Below are 18,073 nucleotides of genomic sequence, written 5' to 3' on the forward strand. Positions count from 1 at the left end.
TAAAACACGCCCCTTTTTTGTAAAAAATACCCAAGTTATTAAGATACATCAGGAATTGGCAAATCAGATAGCATGCCATTGCCTTTATTAAGAAGGCGCGGCTGCACACGCTCTAATTGTTTTTGTGCATTATATATTAATTGTATCTCCATCTCTTTTCCGGTTACTTTATGGGAGACAAGAACCTTTTCCACCATACCGTGTACATTAAAAGCTAAATCATAGTGCAAATATTTATCTCCATCGACTGCAGATAAACGAGCACCGTCACGAATAAGTGTATATCCTTCGGTCATACCTTCTTTAAATACATCATTTGGATCATTACCGGGCATTGGTTTACCACCGGTATATATTTGCCTATCAATTAATCCTTTCATCAAATACATGATTGGATCATATAGATTTTTTTGCATTATCATAGAATCACTCCTAGTTTACCCTCGTAACAGACCAGGTTTTTGCTGGTCGTTGGACATAATAGTGATCTTTGTCTTGATTTACCCGAGGAAATGATAAATCGGGTAAGGAACCATAGTCGAACAAAATATTATTTTGTGTATCTAGTACCTGCAAACGTCCTGTAAGAATTCCTTTTGGGTTTCGTACTGCTTCAAATACAACAATATTTACACCGTATTCAAGAGGGATATCTACATACGTAGGATTGTTCCGGATGAAATAATTTTTTGCGACTAATTTATCATTACAGTAAATATTTAATAAGTCGCCATCCTCTACGTCCCAATCCCAAAGTTTTAATCGTAATGTATCTATATTGACTGTAATACCAGTTATATCTGTATATGGAGCAGGTTCATACCCATAGTTAACAGTTAAATCTAAAGTTTGATAGAATCCATCATCTGCAGATATCATTGTAGTAATTCCTTTAACAAAGTAATTCCACTGTTGGCCAGAATCTCTATTGTAAACGGAAATAACGTCGAATAATTGAATCCTTGGATCACCAATTACCGCTACTGTTAATGTTCTGAACTTCTGAATTGCTTTTAAGTGATAGGCTGCAGCAACTGCCCTCCTTGCAAAGAACGTTGTCGCCCAAGGAACTTCTATCATTTCCTCTCGCAAATCACCCTTCGAAACATTTTTTAATAGAAATGGGTTAATGAATCCATTTGCATAATCGCCACATTTCACAACGACACTATTACTAATATCTTGATCTGTTAGTTGCATATCTAATGAGATAAGGTTTTCCCCTTCTATAAAATTAAACTTTGCAGGTTCGTTAATTGCGTAGTCCGGAATTTTCATAAATGTACAACTACCATCCGGTTCATGTTTTATATAATGGAATGTTGTATCTATAATATCGCGAACAATTTCATCCCATTTTTGAAACCTCTTACCGGTTGCCCCCTCAACAATCCAACTCTGATTGGTACCAGGAATATTTACTCTGTTTCCGTGTAATTGAACTCCTGCTTTTTCAAAAAAGAATTTCACTACATCATAAACATTACCGGTTGGTGCAACAATTTCATCAGATCCTGGTGTAGGAATTACTGATTTATGCAGTACTTTTTTATACGATGTTGTACAGGTTACTGAAATTGTACCGCTTTCGGCATTTACCTTAACATCAGATACAAAACCATGTATATACGGTAAAGCTTCATTACCATAGCCGATAGACACCTTAAATTCAGTCTGCGGATATAGCTGGTTTGTATTTGTTACCTCACTGTTATAAAACCATTCTTGAATAGAAGAGAACTTACCATACCAGTTATCAGGAGCCATTTGACCGTATTCATTTGCAAAGGTAATAGTAAATGTACTTGCAAACTGATCTGCGTTTTCTTGCACTTCTAAGCCCGTTACACGGTGCTGGACTTGTACATAAGAAGAAGAGTCCCTTCTTTTCATATAAACAATTAAATTAGGGGAGTTATTTCCAATTTGAAAATAGCTCCCCAACATTCTAATTAAAGAAATAGATCCTTCTCTCAAATTCCATCAACCCCAATACCCGCTTGTGACATAGATATTAATTTGCATTTTGCTATCACTAATGCCCCTTTCCTTATTGCATCTACTTCATTTGGTGGAATAATACCGCCGTATGTTCCATAATCACCGGTGATGATATGAGGACGATAGATTTCTCTCATGAAATCACGCCAATGTTCTATTTGGTTAAATAAAACATTAAATTCAACTTCACAGCCTTTATTTCCGGAACTTTGAAAACGCGGATAGCCATGCATTACATTGAATGATTTGAGCCCATCAAGAGATTTTGGAAGTTTTGTCTGCTCAATCATTGCGATGTTTGGAACAGGACCAAAAGCGTAATAATGAACATCACGTATATAAGCTACATCTGCAGCACCATAACCACTTGTTGTGAATTCAATTGTTTGTGGTCCTGCGCCTACAAATATTTCTTTAGATTCCCAAGCATAAGCACCTCTTGCTCTAAATTTCTCAATACCATTTACTCGAACAATAAAATACTTATCTGGAAGTATACCATCAGATCCAATGGGGACTTGGGACATGAAAGAAAAGTTATATGTTCCTGGCCACGAAAAAACAATTGTGTATCGAATTGTAGTTTTTAACTCTGTAGCATCAAATAAGAGATGGTATGAACCGCCTCTTCTATGCAATGTTTTTATGATACTCATACATTTCTCACCGCCATTCCCATTAGATCGTCAGCAACTACGTTTTGTAGCAGTTTACGCATTTTTACAAAGTCCTCTGCAGATTGTAATTTTTCAACAGCAACTTTGAATGTTGCATTTTGAATTGTTACGCCATTATCTGTTTTCTTCTCAACGTGGGTTTGTCCAGCAAATGGATGTGCAGTTTTACCAATTAGATCTGCAGAATGTGCGCCCATTTGTCCGATTTGAGTAGATACATCAGTTACTAGTTTCATTGGTTTAGGTGGAACAACAGCTTTATTCAATAGTTCAGAAGCCCTATCTACTACGGGAATCATTTTTTCCATCCCTATACCTAGACCTTCTGTAATAAATCCACCAAATTCCATCATTAGACGTGAGGGACTTCGAATACCAAAGAATTTTTTTACAGCTTTAGGAATTCCACTTACAACACCTTTAGCTTTGTCAGCTACCCAACCAGCCATTGATGCCATCCCTTTGCCGATACCAGCGATTATATCTTTTCCCCAACTTAATGCATCCTTTGCCACGTTTTTGACAATAGATCCTACTTTACTAAATACATCTTTTACTGTATCCACAATTCCTGTAAAGGTTCCAGTAATAGCCTTTTTGATTGTAGAGAAATTATTTACTATGAAATCTTTAATAGCCCCTACAACGCTAAACATTGTATTTTTAATTTTGTTAAAATTATCAACTACGAAATTAACAAAGGTACGAACTGCACTAATAATTGTATCTTTAATGAAATTCCATGCAGTTTGAATAATATTCTTTACCACATTCATAACGGTGTTGATTATATTTTTTATAGTGTTGAATGCAGATTGAACAGTATTCTTAATGAAATTCAATACAGTAACAAATACTGTTTTAATGAAATTCCATGCTACTGAGATAATTGTTTTTATCACATTCATTACAGTAGAAATGATATTTTTAATAAAATCGAATGCAGCACGAACAAACGATTTCAAGAAGTTGAGGACAGTGGTAAATATCGTCTTTATGATATTCCATCCAACTCTAAAAATCGTTTGCCATATTTTTATATAAAAAGATATTACGTTTTTTATGAATTCTAAGGCAATTTTAATAACGCTTTTTAAAATATTTAAAGCAGCATTAAAAATGAATTTTATAGCATTCCATCCAATTTCGAATGCCTTTTTCCAAAAATTAATATAGAACTTTATAACTGCAAGATAACCGCGCCAAGCTGCTTCGAGTATTTTTCCTATAAATGATACAGAAGCATGGAAGACTTTTTTCGTACCTTCCCAAAATCCAGAAAAGAACTTAGACAAACCATTCCAAGCGGATTTCGCACCTTTTACGGTTGCATCCCACCCCTTAGAGCATGCGTCACCTATCCATTTAACTGCTTGTTTCGTATATTTAACAACAGAATCCCAATTTTTATAAATTAAATATACTAATCCAACAATAGCTAAGATAGCAATTGTCCAGGGATTCATGAGTAATGTCATAGCAGATCTACCAAGTAAAGCTAATGCTTTTCCTATCGCACCAAACATACCAATAAGTTTAGGTCCTATCTTTAAAAGTCCTGCAAATGCAGCACTACCTAGAAAAGATACTGCTCTTCCTATCATTCCGAACATACCTATTAATCTAGGTCCAAGTTTTAGCATTCCTGTAAATAGCATTGGTACTTTCGTTAGTACTGGCACAAGAAATCTGAACGAGCCAACAAATGCTCCGACTCCACTTGTCATAAAGCCAAGCATGGCGACTAATGGTCCTAGTACTGCAACCATACCTAAAATTGCTACAATCCCAATTTGAATTGGTTTCGGAATTGCACTAAAGGCTTTGGCTGCCCATTCTACGGCTTTGATAATTGGGGGAAGTGCTACTTCTGCAATATCAATAATCGCTTGTCCAAGCGGCTCTAATGATGCTGTTGTAGTACGAACTAGTTTTTGCCAACGAACGCCAAATGCTTCTTGTTGCGTTTTTTGCATATCTTTCATCGCACCGTCAACATTTTGTAAAGCGCCACCAGCATTATTAAGACCAAGTACAGCTTCTGCGCCCATATCTTCCCACTTAGTACCAAACACAGCAACTCCAAGCTGATTAGCTTTAACTTTGTCGTCCATTTTACCTAAATCACCAAGTACAGCATTGAACACATCAGCAGCTGTAGCTTTACCTTTATTGAAGTTGTCCCATATTTTTTGTGTTTCTGGTGACATTTCAGCAAAAGCATCAGCTACACCTTTCGATCCGTCTTGTACACGGATACCAAACTCTTTCACAAGGTCATTAATGTAGTCAAGATTGTAGCTTCCATCACGGGTTCCATTCGCCATTATGGTGAACATTTCTTGTGCTGAGAATCCTGCCTGTTTATATAGCGGCGCATATTCAGCTACATTATCAAACATTTCGTTAGAAAAATTAAGCCCCTCTTGTCCTGCTGCGGCAAATAAATCAAACGCTTCTTTTGATTCAATACCAAATTGGTTCATCAGTTGACCTGCACCACGTGTTACCTCATTGATATCAGTGTCGAATGTTTTCCCCAGTGTCATAGCACTTTTTGTGGCACTTTCTAATTCATCATAAGGAACGTCCTTCATGTTCTGATAGACTTTTATCAAAGACTGATCTACCTCTTCAAGACTTTGTCCGAACCCATCTTTCCATGTATCCTTTGCAATCTTACCAAGGTTTTCCGCACCCTTTGCGCTGAGACCAAGTGAAGATTGGATATTCCTCTGTGAAGTATCGAAATCAGAAGCTACTTTAACAGCAGCTGCCCCGATACCAGCTAAAGGTAAAGAAAGACCAGTAGTCATGTTAGTACCAACATCTTTCATCTTGTTACCAACTTTACTAATGGATTCCCCTGCCTTTTGGAATTTATCATGCATTCCATTCGCTGTTTTTTGCACACGATCTTCAAATTGCTGTAATTCTTTATATGCACCCTCAGCTTTAATACCAATTGTTCCGAACAACTGGAATATTTCTGCTAACATTTACGCACCTCCCTTCGATGAGGCTATCACTCTTCATCTTCTTCCTCTTGGAATTGAGCGATTAGTTTATTAGCATGTTCGATACATTGTTCTTTTGACCATACTTCTGCGATTTCAGCAGATTGATTTTCATCGTCAAGAGTATCTGTGAGTCCAAAAGCTTGAAGGTAATCATTAAAAGTGGTACCTTCTTCAAGTTGACGAGTTTGAAATCCAATGAACGCCATCTTCTTCCACTCATTCAGCTCTTCTCGTTGCTCTTCTTTTGTGATGAAAGAAAATAGGTCCATTAAACGCGAAAACGGTATAGATAAGACATATTCATCTGTCCATCCATACCGTTTTTGAATCTTATCGAAAGCACGCAGCATATTTTGCTCAGCTTCCTCTAAATATTCATCTGTATCCTCGTTTATGATTGGATTGGAGCTACTGCTGACTTGCTCCATTTCTCGCTTTGGATTTTCACGAGCCCCTTGACTTGGTTGAAAAAAGTCATTAAGTCTTCACTTTCTAATAAGCCTTTTATAACAGCAACCATTGCTTCTGGAGGGAATTGACGAAACTCATCTGCTTTTACTTTTAATAAACTAGCAAAGAACTCTGTAAAATCATCCTCACAAGCAGGAATCATTGTTAAAACACGGAAAGCAAACTCTAATCCTTTTTGTTGCTGCTTCTCTTTAATCGCAGCTAATTGCACTTGTTTTTCTTCTTCTGGAAGGGATTCAGCAGCTTTAGTTAGTTCATCCATTTCTTGTTTATCCTTACCGAAATCAGCAAAGTTAGCCATTGCGCTGCGTCCGACTTTTGAAATGATCTTAGCGAATCGCCAAACGTCCGTTACATTTAATCGTCGCATTGTTACTGTTTCGCCCATGATTGTAATTTCTGTACCGTTATTCATCATTTTTTCTAAAATAGAAGCCATTTTGTTCTCTCCTTTTAGCATTTAGCCTGTTTTATGTAATAGAAAACCGACTACCTTTTATGCGGTAGCCGGTGCTTTAGTTATTGCTGCTGTTTTCTTTTTCTTCGGTAAATAAATTTCATATGGTGGTGTGGTTGGTGCAGATTCACTATAATGACCGATAAATTTACACTTCAATCCGACAGTTCCTTTACCGTCTTTTAGATCTACTTCAATAGACGAAACTACCATGGCATTACGAATTACAAAAATTACTGGTAAATCGCTACCGGAAATCGTACCAACTAAAGCGATATCATTGTAATTTGAATCTGGAATATCGTTAGTAGGTTGAGCGATATCATAATCTGCATCCGTTTCACTGTCTATTACCATACCAGGTAAAGCTAATTGTAGATTCTCTCTTGTAAATTCAACTAATGTTGTTTCTACATGCGGTTCATCTTTTAAAAGCCATTTACCGCGGACCATCTTACCAAGCAATCCATCGATATCAGCATCATAATACTCTCGATCAAAACCGACCTTTGTACCGCCTGTGGTCGCTCCTAAAAGTTGGCCTAAATCTTTTACACTCTTAAAACCTTTATAGATTACACCAGGTCCAATGACAAAATTATCGGTTGTTCCTTCGCGAACACCATTAATCATTTTCCAACTCATTTGCTCTACCCCCTAATACAAGTCCGTTCGTATGGTTCGGACAAGGAATTTTACATTTATATGAATGATAGACGGGTCTTCATCTGGTACAGGAAGACTACCTGCACGATGTATAGAAAGTATCCCATCATCCTTTAAACCAACTTCTCTATCTAGCAATTTTTCAATACGTGCAGCTATCAACTTTGCCTTATCATAATTCCCGTTATCACAGTACACATCGAAATTTAGAATTATTCGATCTATAATTTCAACATCATCCGGATTATTTGCTTCAATTCTCATAACGACATAAGGCATTTCCATGTCATCTTGTGCAGTTTGAAATGTAAGAGCAGGACCTTTGTCCTCTTCTTCACCATATTCCGATAGATTAGCCTGTATTATTTTATCGTTTTCTACAATATTTCTAATAACTGCAATAGCATTAGACATACAATTATCCTCCCATCATTCTTTTTAATTCCATACGTTCTTTTTCAAACGTTTTTAACAAGAATGGACGGGCTTGCATATTACTTGTTCCATTTTCAAGCCAAATTGATTTCTTTAAATCACTGCCAACTGCTCCTATCACTTCTGATTGCGATCTTTTGATGTTGTATTTAATCGAGTTCAATAAATCACCAATACGAACAGCGGGAGCTTCACCTGGTTTAGAAGCGGTATATTTCCGGCTTGTATGTGGTATTTTGTACTGTTTACCGCTACGGCTTCCTGTAAGAGTTTTCTTCACTTGATTTTGTAAGTGAATCGATGCAGAGGTGACTTTTTGGACACACATAGCATTAATTTGTGTTCTCACTTGCTCCATATTACTAGAAAACTCAATTTCTACTGAATTAGCCATATAGAATCATACCTTTTCGCAATAAATTTCAATGTGATGATTCAGAAATGCAGGGTTACGTGGTTCCCCTTTTACTTCAAACGTATAATCAACGCCTAATTCTTCGTTTTTGAAATAAATACGATCATTAGGTTTAATTTTGTAAGAAGCAGGTGCATAAATCTTAAAAGTTGTATCGAAATTTTGCTTATCACGCTTAAATCTCTCGTTATCAGTAGCAGAATTAGTAGTTACACGGCAAATCATATTCTCGTAAATGTCCTCTTCTGCTTCTGCATAATTACCAGAGGATTGTTTCTTTTTTGTTTTTCGTTTTACAACTACTTCATGAATGTATAAATCATCCATACTACCATCATCAAAGTACATATTCATGTAGCCATCACCGGCTTAACTCTTGCTCTAAACCCTTTTAAAGCATTGAGTATCTTATTATTCGTAGCAGGTTCATCTAATGTTTCTGGGCTAATCTGGTACGAATAATCCCCAATACTTTCCGAAGTCTTCATACCCTTTCGCTGTAAGTTAGCACGAACTACTGCAGAAATAACCAAATCAATAATACATTTCCTCATAAGTACCTGCAGATCATCATAATCTTGTATCTTATATTCGAATTCATATAATTGATTTTCGGATAAACCATAAACAATACGTCCATTTACAGTAATAGAATCGGTCATATCTTGTTTAGAACTGACATGAGTTACTTTTTCTACAGATTCAGCAGGGAAAGAAAGCCAAGCTAGTTTGCTTGTCCGGATGATTTCTTTCATCGGATTAGCTGGCTTGACTCTTAAATATTTTCTTGTAATAACTGCATAGTAATCTATTAGTTCTTGAATAACCGTATCGGGCATTTTCTGCACATTTACGCGGTTTTTGATATCCTGCACGGTAATATCCATTATTTATCCTTCTCTTTCTTATCGATTTCTCTTATAAGTTCAAAATGACCAGTACTTACAAGATAATCAGCTTTATCATTTGCTACTGTTTCCTCTTGGCCATTCTTAAATGTTTGCCCGTAAGCAGTATAAGTACCACCCCAAAGAAGGTTAATTACTTTCATAAGTTACACCTCAATCCATAAAAATACGCCCGGCCATTAGGCACCGAACGTATCAGGAATATTTGTAAGGATAGCAACTGCATCCATTTCTTGAATGATAGCATCATCATCAAAATGGATTACATAGAATCGTTTATCTTCCATTACTGCAGATTTACCTTCTGTTGTTTTACGAACACGAGTTTCATAAGTATTTACAGCGATGAAGTTGCGTGGATCAGCAAGAATAATTACGTCATCTGTTAAAGAAGGAACAGTAGCGATTGCATATCCCATTGGTTTATTAACTTGATCTCCTGCCCCAAGTAATGCAGCGTCACCAGCACCTGTTGGACGATTTGTTAAATATTCAATCCACTTCTCTCTGCGATTCGGTGACATAATCCAACGTAGATTGCTATTCTTATATTTATTAGGCATTGCACCAGACAACGCAAAGAGGGAACCTTTACCAAATCCATTAGCTGCCGCTGCTTCCCCTGTACCAGTTACTAGTTTAGCGTGGTCAACAATATGTGATTCCTTTGACTTTAAAATTTTCTTTAACCAACCATCGTTAATTGATAAAAATGGGTCGGATGATTCTTCATCGCCATTCCAATGTAAATCCTCTAAATCAATACCCGTTTGAGTTGCCATAAGAGTCATTACAGTATCCTCAAAGCCTTCCCCTTCAATGTTCTCGCGGAGAGTTTCTTCTGTAATTTCCCAAGGTAGACGGATTGCTTTTGTATTATATGGAACATTTGATGTTTTCACACCTGCACGGTACTCGTCATCCTTATCTTCTGTTTTCTTACGCAAAATACGCCCGCCAATAGCGATTTTATCAATTACGCCTTGTTTTGCCTTACGCATTTCTTTTCGATGCAGCTGTGAGAATGGAGTTGATTCGAATGCCATTCTAAAGAATTCTTTACTTTGTTCCGGATTTAATAATCCAGAAGAAATGGATCCAGTCGAGATAGTCTTTTCAATTTTAGATAAACGATTTAATAATTCTGTATTATTCATTGGCATATTTGTAGTCCTCCTCTTACAGGTTTAATCCTGCCCATTTAGATTTCTTAATTTTTTGTTGCCCAAGTACTGGATCATCATCTGGATCCAATGATTTACGAATAGAAGCAGCATTTTCAAGGTTTTCAAGACGTTTAGCAATTGGTTCTAGCGCTTTCTGGATAACTGCCGCAGCTTTCTCTTCGTCCGTTTGTTCTTCTGGTGTTGGTTCTACCTCCTCACCATTTACCTGTTTTTCAATCTTATCTAACTTAGTAGCTAACGGTTCTACCGCTTGTTTAACAATATCTGCAAATTCTTCTGCTTTCATTTCATCTTCCTCCTGTGGTGAAGCATCTTCTTTTATTTCGTTAATTAAAGCTAATGCTTCATCTAATTTTGCATGATTCTTTTGGGATAATACTTTCCCAGCTTTTTTAATACTTTCTAATACAATTCTTTCTGCTTGTACATTATCTTCTGATTTCGTGATGGTATAACCACCTTTAATAGAAGCAAGAATTTCCTTCATATCATCAAGAGCAGCTGTCATTCGGTCGATATCGGGATTGTTCTCCCAAATTTCCCAATAGAACACATCTTCGAACAAATTAAAAACAGCACGTAAATCACGGTTCTGTCTTTCGTCTACAAAACGATCTTTTACTTCACCTTTTTTAATATCGTGTTTTTCACCTTTGAAATAACCGATCATTTTACGAATGAACCCCTTCTCTTCATGAGTAAAATCATCTGCTTTCGTGATTTCTACACGTTCACCAAATCCACCCATTGAAAAGCCAGTTACTTCACCTTTTTTAATTTCTTCCCAGGTGTCCGCATCATCAACACGTACAGTCATAAGCCATGTTCCTGCTTTTACTTCTTGATCGCCTACCGTCATATCACTTTTAGCAATCCAATTTTCAACAACTGTACCTTTCCCAGCAATTTCATCATGCTGTTTATCGATGTGCTGGTAATTTTCCATAAAAGTATATGCAGCCTTTTCAATTTCCTCTGCAGTCATCATATCCCCATGACTATCTTCAACTAGTGGTTCATATACAACACCTGTAACAAGCTGCTTCTCTTCCTCTGTTTTAAGGATTGGAACTTGTTTAGATATATTTGGTTGTTTAGTAGATTCACTTTTCATAATGGCAAATTGACGACCATTAGCGCCCTTTGCAACTAATGAAACATAGCTAATATTGGCGTTTCTTAGTTCGTACCCCATCGTTTTACCTCCTTTCCCATAAATATTGGGGTTCCAGTGTCAAAACGCATAGCAGCCAAGTACACGACCGTATACGTTTTGACGATGAAACCCCAACTTATAGGAATATTTATTCTTGTGAAATCATAGTACAGCGGCAATGCGGATGAGCTGGCGGACACATCTTCCCATTACTAAATGGTTCGTCAATATCTACCGTTTCACCATTTAAACCACCACACTCATTACAAACACGCTCATCATGACCTGTAAGCCACGTCTTTTTGTTTCTATTTGCACCTTTATACGCGATTAAATTACCATAATTCATTGCATATGTTGTTTCTGTTCGTGCAATCATCATCGCTCTGTAATTACTAGCCTCTGCCATTACGTCTGCAATGGATACACTTAATGCATCGACACCCATTCCCTCACTAAGATTCTTTAGCATGACTTCTCTTAGTCTACTCTTAGTGGTTTCATGGATCCCTTTTGCTAATTCGAATGCATAAGCAGCTACCCATTTTGCAGCAACGTCACCAATAGGATCTAATACCATCCAGGTTAATCCATTTGTTGCTATAGCGCTTTGAATGAATTCTGTCACATCATCCTGCAATGTGTCCGTGACTTCATCGACAAACATTTGTCGTTCTTCATCCCAATCCACACTATCTAGAAATTCATCAACTTCCGCTTCTGCAATTGCAAGATCAATGTCTTCATCTGCTTTATTAATACGAATTACGGGAAGTAGGTTTAAGAGCCTATTTCCCTGTTCGGAAAAAAATCAGCTACCTTCTTTTGCATAGCCTTCTCTACTTCTTCATGTTTTTCCCTAAATGCATTAATAGCAATTATGTTCTCTTGCTCATTGTCTGCAGATTTTGCAATAGGTTCGAATTGCGAATCAATTGTTCCACCTTCAAAGAATGTATCACCATTTTTTACAGGTTCATAACCTACTACTTTTCTTGATTCATTAAGTGTTAATATACGTTTTTCATAACCGTCTGCTGCATATTGCATATCAGCTTCACGATCATCCGTATCAATTTCGTTTAATTTGAACTGCCAATCTAAACCGCCTAGTTTTTCGGAAAATACACGGAATAATTGTGTATTTAATCGATGCTCCAATATTTCTTGGCCGGGTTCAATAATAGAACGCTTATACATTTCGTTCATTTCTGCAGCAGTTGTTTGCCCTAATGAACCTGTCATAGCCCAACCAATACGGTAAGGCGGTACACGATGAGCTACGCATATCTCCATTGCATTATCTTGTTTATATAAACGGAAACTACCTTCTTTAACATCTGGACTTAATTTTTCCAGCCTAGCTTGTGCTCCTGGTGGAACTGGAACAACCGCTAACTTATGGTGTTCACCTTTTGCCTCAACAGAAAAAAACGCTTGTAATTCTTTTTCTACTGAATCATCTATTTCATCAACACCCTCAATAAATAGCAGAGCATCCGGTATGGTTTTTCCAGTGAAATAGTTAATGTTGTAATCTCTTACCGCCTGCGAACCAACTATAGAACCGATAGAACTCACATAATTTGGTATCCCATAATAAGAGGAACGTGAACCGAATTTACGAATAACAATTACTTCCCCCGCTTTTTCTGTTCCGTTTTCTGCAATATCCTCTGCGTTTAACGGCCTACCATCAGCAAGACGAAATTCATCAGGATAACCGAACTTCTTAAACCAACGTTCTTTATTATTTACAATTTGTGCAAAGCGTACCTTATCTTTATGGGCACGAACTGTATGAGCTGGAATATGGTATAATTCTGACGGTTCACCTTTGTTATTACGAACGACTTCAATGATACCCCATCCAACTGTTTCATAATCCTCCCATACAGCTCTTATAATTTCAGAACTTGTCATTTCTGGATTACAATTCCGCATAAAGTTTTTTAACATTTTATATTGTTCCTGGTTTGCTTCTTTCACTTCTTCAAAAGGAGCAAAGTCAAAACCAACACCTGCAATATCATCTACTTTTGCGCTAATACAAGCAGAATGAATAGGATTACTTTCCTTTATATCCAGCAACGCTTTCATATCATAAGGTGGTTTAACCAATCCCTTATCGCCATATATTTGCGCGAATGGGTCAACTGTCATTTGTTTGCTGTTATCTACCTTATTCTTCGGATCATCTGCAGCTTTATTAATACTAAATACTTTTACATTCTTTATAGTTTTTTTGTCGCTCATATCGTCTGTATGTCCTCCTTTCTTCTATTAATAAAGAGCAAAAGAAATAGCCGAACAATAAATGTCCGACTACACTCTTTTAACTTTTCCACCCATAACCACTTTATGTTTACTCATATCGTCCTCACATGCATAACGAGTCATATCAATACTATGATTATCTTTATCTTGTAATCTATTTTTAGGATTACCGTCTTTATCAACTTCATAATCAATGTTTTCAAATTCGCTTGCCGTTTTTGGACAACGTTCAGGATCAATGATGATTTCCTCTAAATCATCTAACCATTTTTCTCCGTATTCAACGGAACCAGGACCTTTAACCGCACCTTTAATTTTCTTAATACCATGCTCGTTTTTCATTTCATCAATTGATTTTGGTTCAGAAGAATCCGCGATTATCTCAACATCATCCCAGCCGAGCTTTTTAATCCTTTCAGCTAATGAACGGTTACTAATTTTAACGCCATATATTTCACCAAATATATATAGTTTCCTGCGTGTTTTGTCATAATGCATACGACCAAAAGACAGCGCATCATTTCCATAACCCCAGTCAATCCCTTGTCGTATATTATCAAATGATTTGATTTCTTCATCTGTAATACGTCTGAATTTAAGGTTACTAAATGGAACAACGCCGCTGCCTGTTGGTTTACCTTCATATTCATGCTCATACTGTTGTGGTTTAAGCCTTTTCGTTTCTTCTGCTTCCTCAATAAATTGCTTAGAGATGTATGGATTATCATGGTATGTACTATGATGTACAAATGTATTTTTAGGGATAAATTGTGTTTCAAACTTCTTATTAACCCAGGACTGTTTTCTTTTTGGTGGGTTATATGAGTAATACATTTTATAACGCAAACCATTTGGCAGTTCTTTACGTAAAATGGATTTTTCTATTGTAGAAACATCTTCTTCTAATTTGAACTCCGCTAATTCTTCAAACCAGGCTATAGCAACTGGAAACTTTGCTATCTTAATAGATTTGATTTTCGCAGGGTCATCAGCACCACGGAATATAATTTTGTTCCCCCGTGGTTTATAGATGATTTCCATTGGACTTTCTTTAAAACGAAATAAATGCTCTACACCTAGTATTTCTATTGCTTCTTTTATTTGCTCGTAGCAAGATTCTCTTAATGTCTCTTTTACTTTTCGTACACAAAGAACGGTAATAGGATACTGAATTAAATCCATAACAATACAAATTGATATATCAGTAGACTTACCAGAACCACGCCCACCTTTACAAACGATTTTCAATATATCTTCGCATTTTCTTGCCAACCAAACAGGATGGAATGCAACTGGGATTATATCGCTAATTTTCTTTTTGAGCATCTAACTCACCATTTATGTCATCTATAAACTGCACTGGCTCTAAATCATTTGTATCGTTATTTGTAGTAGACTTAATTTTATCAATCTGAACTTTCATTAATTCGAGTTTTGTACGACGCTCATCATCCATGTTTGCTAACCTATCGAAATCCCTAATAAGAGCAGATAATGTGGAAAGAGCTTTAGACTGAGCATTTAAGAAACTAGCCTGCTTATCCCAAGCAAATTGAATTTCCCACTCTTCTTCAAAACCACTTTCGGTAAGTTTCTTTTTCCGTAGTTCCTTTGTCATATCTTCGTTATCTCTAACAAACATAATACGTTGAGCATGAATGATTTGAGCATGGTGCAGCATTATACTTTCCCATAAGATTGATAATGGATCGTTGCTTACTGCTTCTTCTAATTCTTCTTTTAAATCATATATTTCTTGCGGTAAATACTTTCTGTATAGCCCATGGGTAACAGCATTACCATTACGCATTGGAGCAGCACCTCCGGAATTACCAACGGCATTTTTATTACCTTTTGGTGCTCCACCACGATTGTTTAAGGCGTTCTTGTTACCTCTGGGCGCTCCTGGTTTCTTTTTGGAGTACTCCATATCTTTTTTCAGAGTACTCCTTTCTTTTTTATGGAGTACTCCGTTCATTTGTTGTACCCATTTATCTTTCGTTTTCCATCCACCTACTGTTTTTTCAGAAACAGTTTTTTCGGATGTAGATAATAATTCAGCAATTTTACGGTTAGTAATCTCGCCATGATGTTCTTTAAATATTTGATACGCTTTATCGCGATTCGGACTGCGTTGTCTGGCCATAATTACATAACACCTGCCCCCTTATCCAATTGTTTGCACTTCCTTCTCTAAACACTCAATGCATATATGAGAATTATCCGTATTCGCTTCACGGATATAAATTTTATCAAAATGAGTAATTGTTAATGGCATTTTTAAGGTCCACATGCAAGGTTCATTACAAACAGAGCATGTAGGAACATTTATATTTTCTTCTTCCATTTACACCACCTCACGCTAATCGCTTTATAAAATAAAAAAGCAGCGGATTCGCTACTTTAAATATTTTTATTTACTTTCTGTTTTCTCTTCGAATGAAGATTTTTGTAAATCACGTTTTATCCATAATCCTTTATTGATTAAATCTTTAACTTCTTTCCCTAACAAAAAGTCTACCGTTTGGCTATTTAGCATCTCCCATATACCTATCAATTCTGTATGTTTAGGAGTATTCATAAAATATTCAAACGTTTTTACACCTTCAAAATGTCTATGATACTCTCTATGACATTCTCCGCATAATGGGACTAAATTATCATAGGCGTTTGTCCCGCCCAACTGTAATGCCTTTTTATGATGTAAGTGAACATCTACAGTGGAACAGCATCTTTCACAAATTTTACTTCTACCAGTCTCTTTCCAATAGGCTTGACTTAAATTACGAAACGATTGACACAGTTCTTCATATGTATCCATCATAAATTCTCCTCTTTATATTCTTTAACTTTAACGTAAATTGTAGACCTTGGAACACCAGTCATTTTAGCTATATCATTTACACTTAATCCATTTGTATTTCTATTAAAGTAAAGGTTTAAAGCTTTTTTCACTTGTTTTTCATCTTGCCCTTTACGTCCCATATGTTTCCCCTGCGCTTTAGCTCTTTCTCGGCCTTCAGACGTTCTTTCATTAATTAAGTCTCTTTCAAATTCAGCAATTGCCCCTAACATGGTAAACATCAATTTACCTGCTGGTGTCGAAAAATCAATTTTTTCTTTTATAAATACAACAGAAATATTTCTCTCATCTAACTCACGTACAATTTTATGTAAATCAAATGTAGAACGTGCTAATCGATCTATTTTATAAACAACCAATTTATCACCAGAGCGCAAATATTCTAAAGCGTTATTTAACTCTTCTCGATTCCTTTTTGCTCCACTTTGCTTTTCTGTAAAAATCTTTTCGCATCCATATTCTTTTAACTTATCTATTTGCAATCCTAAATCTTGATCTTTAGTGCTGACTCTTGCATATCCAATCAAAGCCATTATAAAAAAACTCCCTTTCATCTAAAAGTCTTATATCTTTTGTACATTTAATTCTAGACTAACTTCTAGACGAAAACAAGCATTATTTTTCCATCATTATAGATTGCAAATGTCAATGTCTAGAAGTTTCAACTTTTAGACATTTATTACGTTTACAATATTTGGTTTGTGTTGAGTTTGTTTTGTTAAATGCAACACATTTGCCCTTATCTTCCCTTAACAACAAACAAGACGCCACCCAGATTACAGCAGCGCCCACAATAATTGATATTGGTTTAAAAAACAATGATTAACACCTGTTCTGCCATGTTTTCACTATATCTATAATCGTATCCATTAGCAGTCAAAAATGCCTCTACACTTTCTATAACAGAATTCACATCATCTTTTTCAATAACAACTTTCTTTTCTTCGACTAATTTATTTAAGTATCCAGTTAACTTATTTACTGCTTCTTTCATGTAATTATCCTCCTCCTAACCAAATATCCATTTTATTTTAAAGTCACGTAACGATCGACAACAAACAAGACGCCACCCAAATCACGGCAGCGCCTACGATAGTTATTCCTATATGCATGTCACAACCTCATTTTAACTCTATGCTAATCGCCACTATTCCAAGGAATATTTCAAGCGAGTATTCATCTTTACTAATCCCTAACATAAAGGATGTAGGAAATAAGGTATATCCTGTTATACCCTTCATCTTATATTCATCCTCCTAACCAAATGTCCATTTTGTTCTAATATGCGGGTTAGGATTTGCACCTAACATGGTCGGGTCCGCCTTTCTGTAGTAGCCCGATTAGTAAACGTCTACCTTTTCCGTCACCGCATTACGTTTAATGTGTAATTTCTATATCAGCAGCAAGTGATTCTGCATAATACTTATCTTCCTTATACGATTCAATATAGCTTCTTTTCAGAATATCTAAGTAGTTATCTTCCATATATCCACCTTCTTTTTTAGGTGTCTAATTTGTCTAATAATGCTGCGTAACGTTC

22 protein-coding genes are annotated in these 18,073 nt (G+C 36.3%); all 22 read right to left on the bottom strand.

Annotated features, from left to right (window positions below):
- Positions 1-38 precede the first annotated feature (38 nt).
- The 22 genes from MR059_RS19845 to MR059_RS19950 all read right to left on the bottom strand — a co-directional run bounded on the left by MR059_RS19845 (position 39) and on the right by MR059_RS19950 (position 17,527).
- On the bottom strand, positions 39-422 hold the full coding sequence (locus tag MR059_RS19845; RefSeq protein WP_242161958.1) for a hypothetical protein: 384 nt from the start codon (positions 420-422) through the stop codon (positions 39-41).
- A 10-nt stretch (positions 423-432) separates the two neighbouring features.
- A complete protein-coding gene (locus MR059_RS19850; protein ID WP_242161959.1) occupies positions 433-1,977 on the bottom strand; it encodes a hypothetical protein in 1,545 nt (514 codons plus the stop codon).
- A complete protein-coding gene (locus MR059_RS19855) occupies positions 1,974-2,657 on the bottom strand; it encodes a hypothetical protein (RefSeq protein WP_242161960.1) in 684 nt (227 codons plus the stop codon). The genes MR059_RS19850 and MR059_RS19855 overlap by 4 nt, the downstream gene beginning before the upstream one ends.
- Complete coding sequence (locus tag MR059_RS19860) at positions 2,654-5,677, bottom strand: phage tail tape measure protein (protein ID WP_087099755.1); 3,024 nt, start codon at positions 5,675-5,677, stop codon at positions 2,654-2,656. The genes MR059_RS19855 and MR059_RS19860 overlap by 4 nt, the downstream gene beginning before the upstream one ends.
- Positions 5,678-5,703: 26 nt before the next feature.
- Complete coding sequence (locus tag MR059_RS19865) at positions 5,704-6,126, bottom strand: hypothetical protein (RefSeq protein WP_087099757.1); 423 nt, start codon at positions 6,124-6,126, stop codon at positions 5,704-5,706.
- Complete coding sequence (locus MR059_RS19870) at positions 6,090-6,608, bottom strand: hypothetical protein (RefSeq protein WP_087099759.1); 519 nt, start codon at positions 6,606-6,608, stop codon at positions 6,090-6,092. The genes MR059_RS19865 and MR059_RS19870 overlap by 37 nt, the downstream gene beginning before the upstream one ends.
- A gap of 57 nt (positions 6,609-6,665) precedes the next feature.
- Positions 6,666-7,271, bottom strand: coding sequence for a hypothetical protein (locus MR059_RS19875; RefSeq protein ID WP_087099761.1), 606 nt, complete (start codon positions 7,269-7,271; stop codon positions 6,666-6,668).
- Between the two features lie 12 nt (positions 7,272-7,283).
- Positions 7,284-7,706, bottom strand: coding sequence for a hypothetical protein (locus MR059_RS19880; protein ID WP_087099763.1), 423 nt, complete (start codon positions 7,704-7,706; stop codon positions 7,284-7,286).
- Between the two features lie 4 nt (positions 7,707-7,710).
- Entirely contained in the window at positions 7,711-8,121 is a 411-nt protein-coding gene (locus tag MR059_RS19885; RefSeq protein ID WP_087099765.1) for an HK97-gp10 family putative phage morphogenesis protein, read from the bottom strand.
- A 6-nt stretch (positions 8,122-8,127) separates the two neighbouring features.
- Complete coding sequence (locus tag MR059_RS19890; protein ID WP_087099767.1) at positions 8,128-8,496, bottom strand: hypothetical protein; 369 nt, start codon at positions 8,494-8,496, stop codon at positions 8,128-8,130.
- The gene (locus MR059_RS19895) at positions 8,493-9,029 is read right to left on the bottom strand and encodes a hypothetical protein (protein WP_087099769.1); all 537 of its coding nucleotides are present in this window, start codon (positions 9,027-9,029) and stop codon (positions 8,493-8,495) included. Before MR059_RS19895 ends, MR059_RS19890 begins: the two co-directional genes overlap by 4 nt.
- Positions 9,029-9,193, bottom strand: a complete 165-nt coding sequence (locus MR059_RS19900; RefSeq protein WP_087099771.1) for a YqbF domain-containing protein — start codon at positions 9,191-9,193, stop codon at positions 9,029-9,031. Before MR059_RS19900 ends, MR059_RS19895 begins: the two co-directional genes overlap by 1 nt.
- 36 nt (positions 9,194-9,229) lie before the next feature.
- Positions 9,230-10,213, bottom strand: coding sequence for a phage major capsid protein (locus tag MR059_RS19905; protein ID WP_087099773.1), 984 nt, complete (start codon positions 10,211-10,213; stop codon positions 9,230-9,232).
- A gap of 16 nt (positions 10,214-10,229) precedes the next feature.
- Complete coding sequence (locus MR059_RS19910; protein ID WP_087099775.1) at positions 10,230-11,432, bottom strand: XkdF-like putative serine protease domain-containing protein; 1,203 nt, start codon at positions 11,430-11,432, stop codon at positions 10,230-10,232.
- Between the two features lie 109 nt (positions 11,433-11,541).
- Entirely contained in the window at positions 11,542-12,060 is a 519-nt protein-coding gene (locus MR059_RS19915; protein WP_087099777.1) for a phage head morphogenesis protein, read from the bottom strand.
- A 113-nt stretch (positions 12,061-12,173) separates the two neighbouring features.
- Positions 12,174-13,649, bottom strand: a complete 1,476-nt coding sequence (locus MR059_RS19920) for a phage portal protein (protein ID WP_087099779.1) — start codon at positions 13,647-13,649, stop codon at positions 12,174-12,176.
- A 69-nt stretch (positions 13,650-13,718) separates the two neighbouring features.
- Positions 13,719-14,996 (bottom strand): PBSX family phage terminase large subunit, encoded by a 1,278-nt coding sequence (locus tag MR059_RS19925; protein ID WP_087099781.1) that lies wholly within the window; start codon positions 14,994-14,996, stop codon positions 13,719-13,721.
- The gene (gene terS / locus MR059_RS19930; protein ID WP_087099783.1) at positions 14,977-15,816 is read right to left on the bottom strand and encodes a phage terminase small subunit; all 840 of its coding nucleotides are present in this window, start codon (positions 15,814-15,816) and stop codon (positions 14,977-14,979) included. Before terS ends, MR059_RS19925 begins: the two co-directional genes overlap by 20 nt.
- Positions 15,817-15,837: 21 nt before the next feature.
- Entirely contained in the window at positions 15,838-16,017 is a 180-nt protein-coding gene (locus MR059_RS19935; RefSeq protein ID WP_087099785.1) for a hypothetical protein, read from the bottom strand.
- A 66-nt stretch (positions 16,018-16,083) separates the two neighbouring features.
- A complete protein-coding gene (locus tag MR059_RS19940) occupies positions 16,084-16,491 on the bottom strand; it encodes an HNH endonuclease signature motif containing protein (protein ID WP_087099787.1) in 408 nt (135 codons plus the stop codon).
- Positions 16,491-17,066, bottom strand: coding sequence for a recombinase family protein (locus MR059_RS19945; protein WP_087099789.1), 576 nt, complete (start codon positions 17,064-17,066; stop codon positions 16,491-16,493). Before MR059_RS19945 ends, MR059_RS19940 begins: the two co-directional genes overlap by 1 nt.
- 275 nt (positions 17,067-17,341) lie before the next feature.
- The gene (locus MR059_RS19950; protein WP_087099791.1) at positions 17,342-17,527 is read right to left on the bottom strand and encodes a hypothetical protein; all 186 of its coding nucleotides are present in this window, start codon (positions 17,525-17,527) and stop codon (positions 17,342-17,344) included.
- Between the last annotated feature and the right edge of the window lie 546 nt (positions 17,528-18,073).

It is taken from the genome of Bacillus cereus group sp. BfR-BA-01522, from assembly GCF_022662635.1.
Taxonomy (GTDB): Bacteria; Bacillota; Bacilli; order Bacillales; family Bacillaceae_G; genus Bacillus_A; species Bacillus_A cytotoxicus.

Bases quoted from the DNA above. Each gene is read 5' to 3' on its own strand.
- MR059_RS19935 (WP_087099785.1), bottom strand. From the start codon at position 16,017: ATGGAAGAAGAAAATATAAATGTTCCTACATGCTCTGTTTGTAATGAA.
- MR059_RS19885 (WP_087099765.1), bottom strand. From the start codon at position 8,121: ATGGCTAATTCAGTAGAAATTGAGTTTTCTAGTAATATGGAGCAAGTG.
- MR059_RS19910 (WP_087099775.1), bottom strand. From the start codon at position 11,432: ATGGGGTACGAACTAAGAAACGCCAATATTAGCTATGTTTCATTAGTT.
- MR059_RS19895 (WP_087099769.1), bottom strand. From the start codon at position 9,029: ATGGATATTACCGTGCAGGATATCAAAAACCGCGTAAATGTGCAGAAA.
- MR059_RS19920 (WP_087099779.1), bottom strand. From the start codon at position 13,649: ATGAGCGACAAAAAAACTATAAAGAATGTAAAAGTATTTAGTATTAAT.
- MR059_RS19880 (WP_087099763.1), bottom strand. From the start codon at position 7,706: ATGTCTAATGCTATTGCAGTTATTAGAAATATTGTAGAAAACGATAAA.
- MR059_RS19940 (WP_087099787.1), bottom strand. From the start codon at position 16,491: ATGGATACATATGAAGAACTGTGTCAATCGTTTCGTAATTTAAGTCAA.
- MR059_RS19890 (WP_087099767.1), bottom strand. From the start codon at position 8,496: ATGAATATGTACTTTGATGATGGTAGTATGGATGATTTATACATTCAT.
- MR059_RS19875 (WP_087099761.1), bottom strand. From the start codon at position 7,271: ATGAGTTGGAAAATGATTAATGGTGTTCGCGAAGGAACAACCGATAAT.
- MR059_RS19925 (WP_087099781.1), bottom strand. From the start codon at position 14,996: ATGCTCAAAAAGAAAATTAGCGATATAATCCCAGTTGCATTCCATCCT.
- MR059_RS19870 (WP_087099759.1), bottom strand. From the start codon at position 6,608: ATGGCTTCTATTTTAGAAAAAATGATGAATAACGGTACAGAAATTACA.
- MR059_RS19950 (WP_087099791.1), bottom strand. From the start codon at position 17,527: ATGAAAGAAGCAGTAAATAAGTTAACTGGATACTTAAATAAATTAGTC.
- MR059_RS19855 (WP_242161960.1), bottom strand. From the start codon at position 2,657: ATGAGTATCATAAAAACATTGCATAGAAGAGGCGGTTCATACCATCTC.
- terS (WP_087099783.1), bottom strand. From the start codon at position 15,816: ATGGCCAGACAACGCAGTCCGAATCGCGATAAAGCGTATCAAATATTT.
- MR059_RS19845 (WP_242161958.1), bottom strand. From the start codon at position 422: ATGATAATGCAAAAAAATCTATATGATCCAATCATGTATTTGATGAAA.
- MR059_RS19945 (WP_087099789.1), bottom strand. From the start codon at position 17,066: ATGGCTTTGATTGGATATGCAAGAGTCAGCACTAAAGATCAAGATTTA.
- MR059_RS19860 (WP_087099755.1), bottom strand. From the start codon at position 5,677: ATGTTAGCAGAAATATTCCAGTTGTTCGGAACAATTGGTATTAAAGCT.
- MR059_RS19865 (WP_087099757.1), bottom strand. From the start codon at position 6,126: ATGGAGCAAGTCAGCAGTAGCTCCAATCCAATCATAAACGAGGATACA.
- MR059_RS19900 (WP_087099771.1), bottom strand. From the start codon at position 9,193: ATGAAAGTAATTAACCTTCTTTGGGGTGGTACTTATACTGCTTACGGG.
- MR059_RS19905 (WP_087099773.1), bottom strand. From the start codon at position 10,213: ATGCCAATGAATAATACAGAATTATTAAATCGTTTATCTAAAATTGAA.
- MR059_RS19915 (WP_087099777.1), bottom strand. From the start codon at position 12,060: ATGTTTGTCGATGAAGTCACGGACACATTGCAGGATGATGTGACAGAA.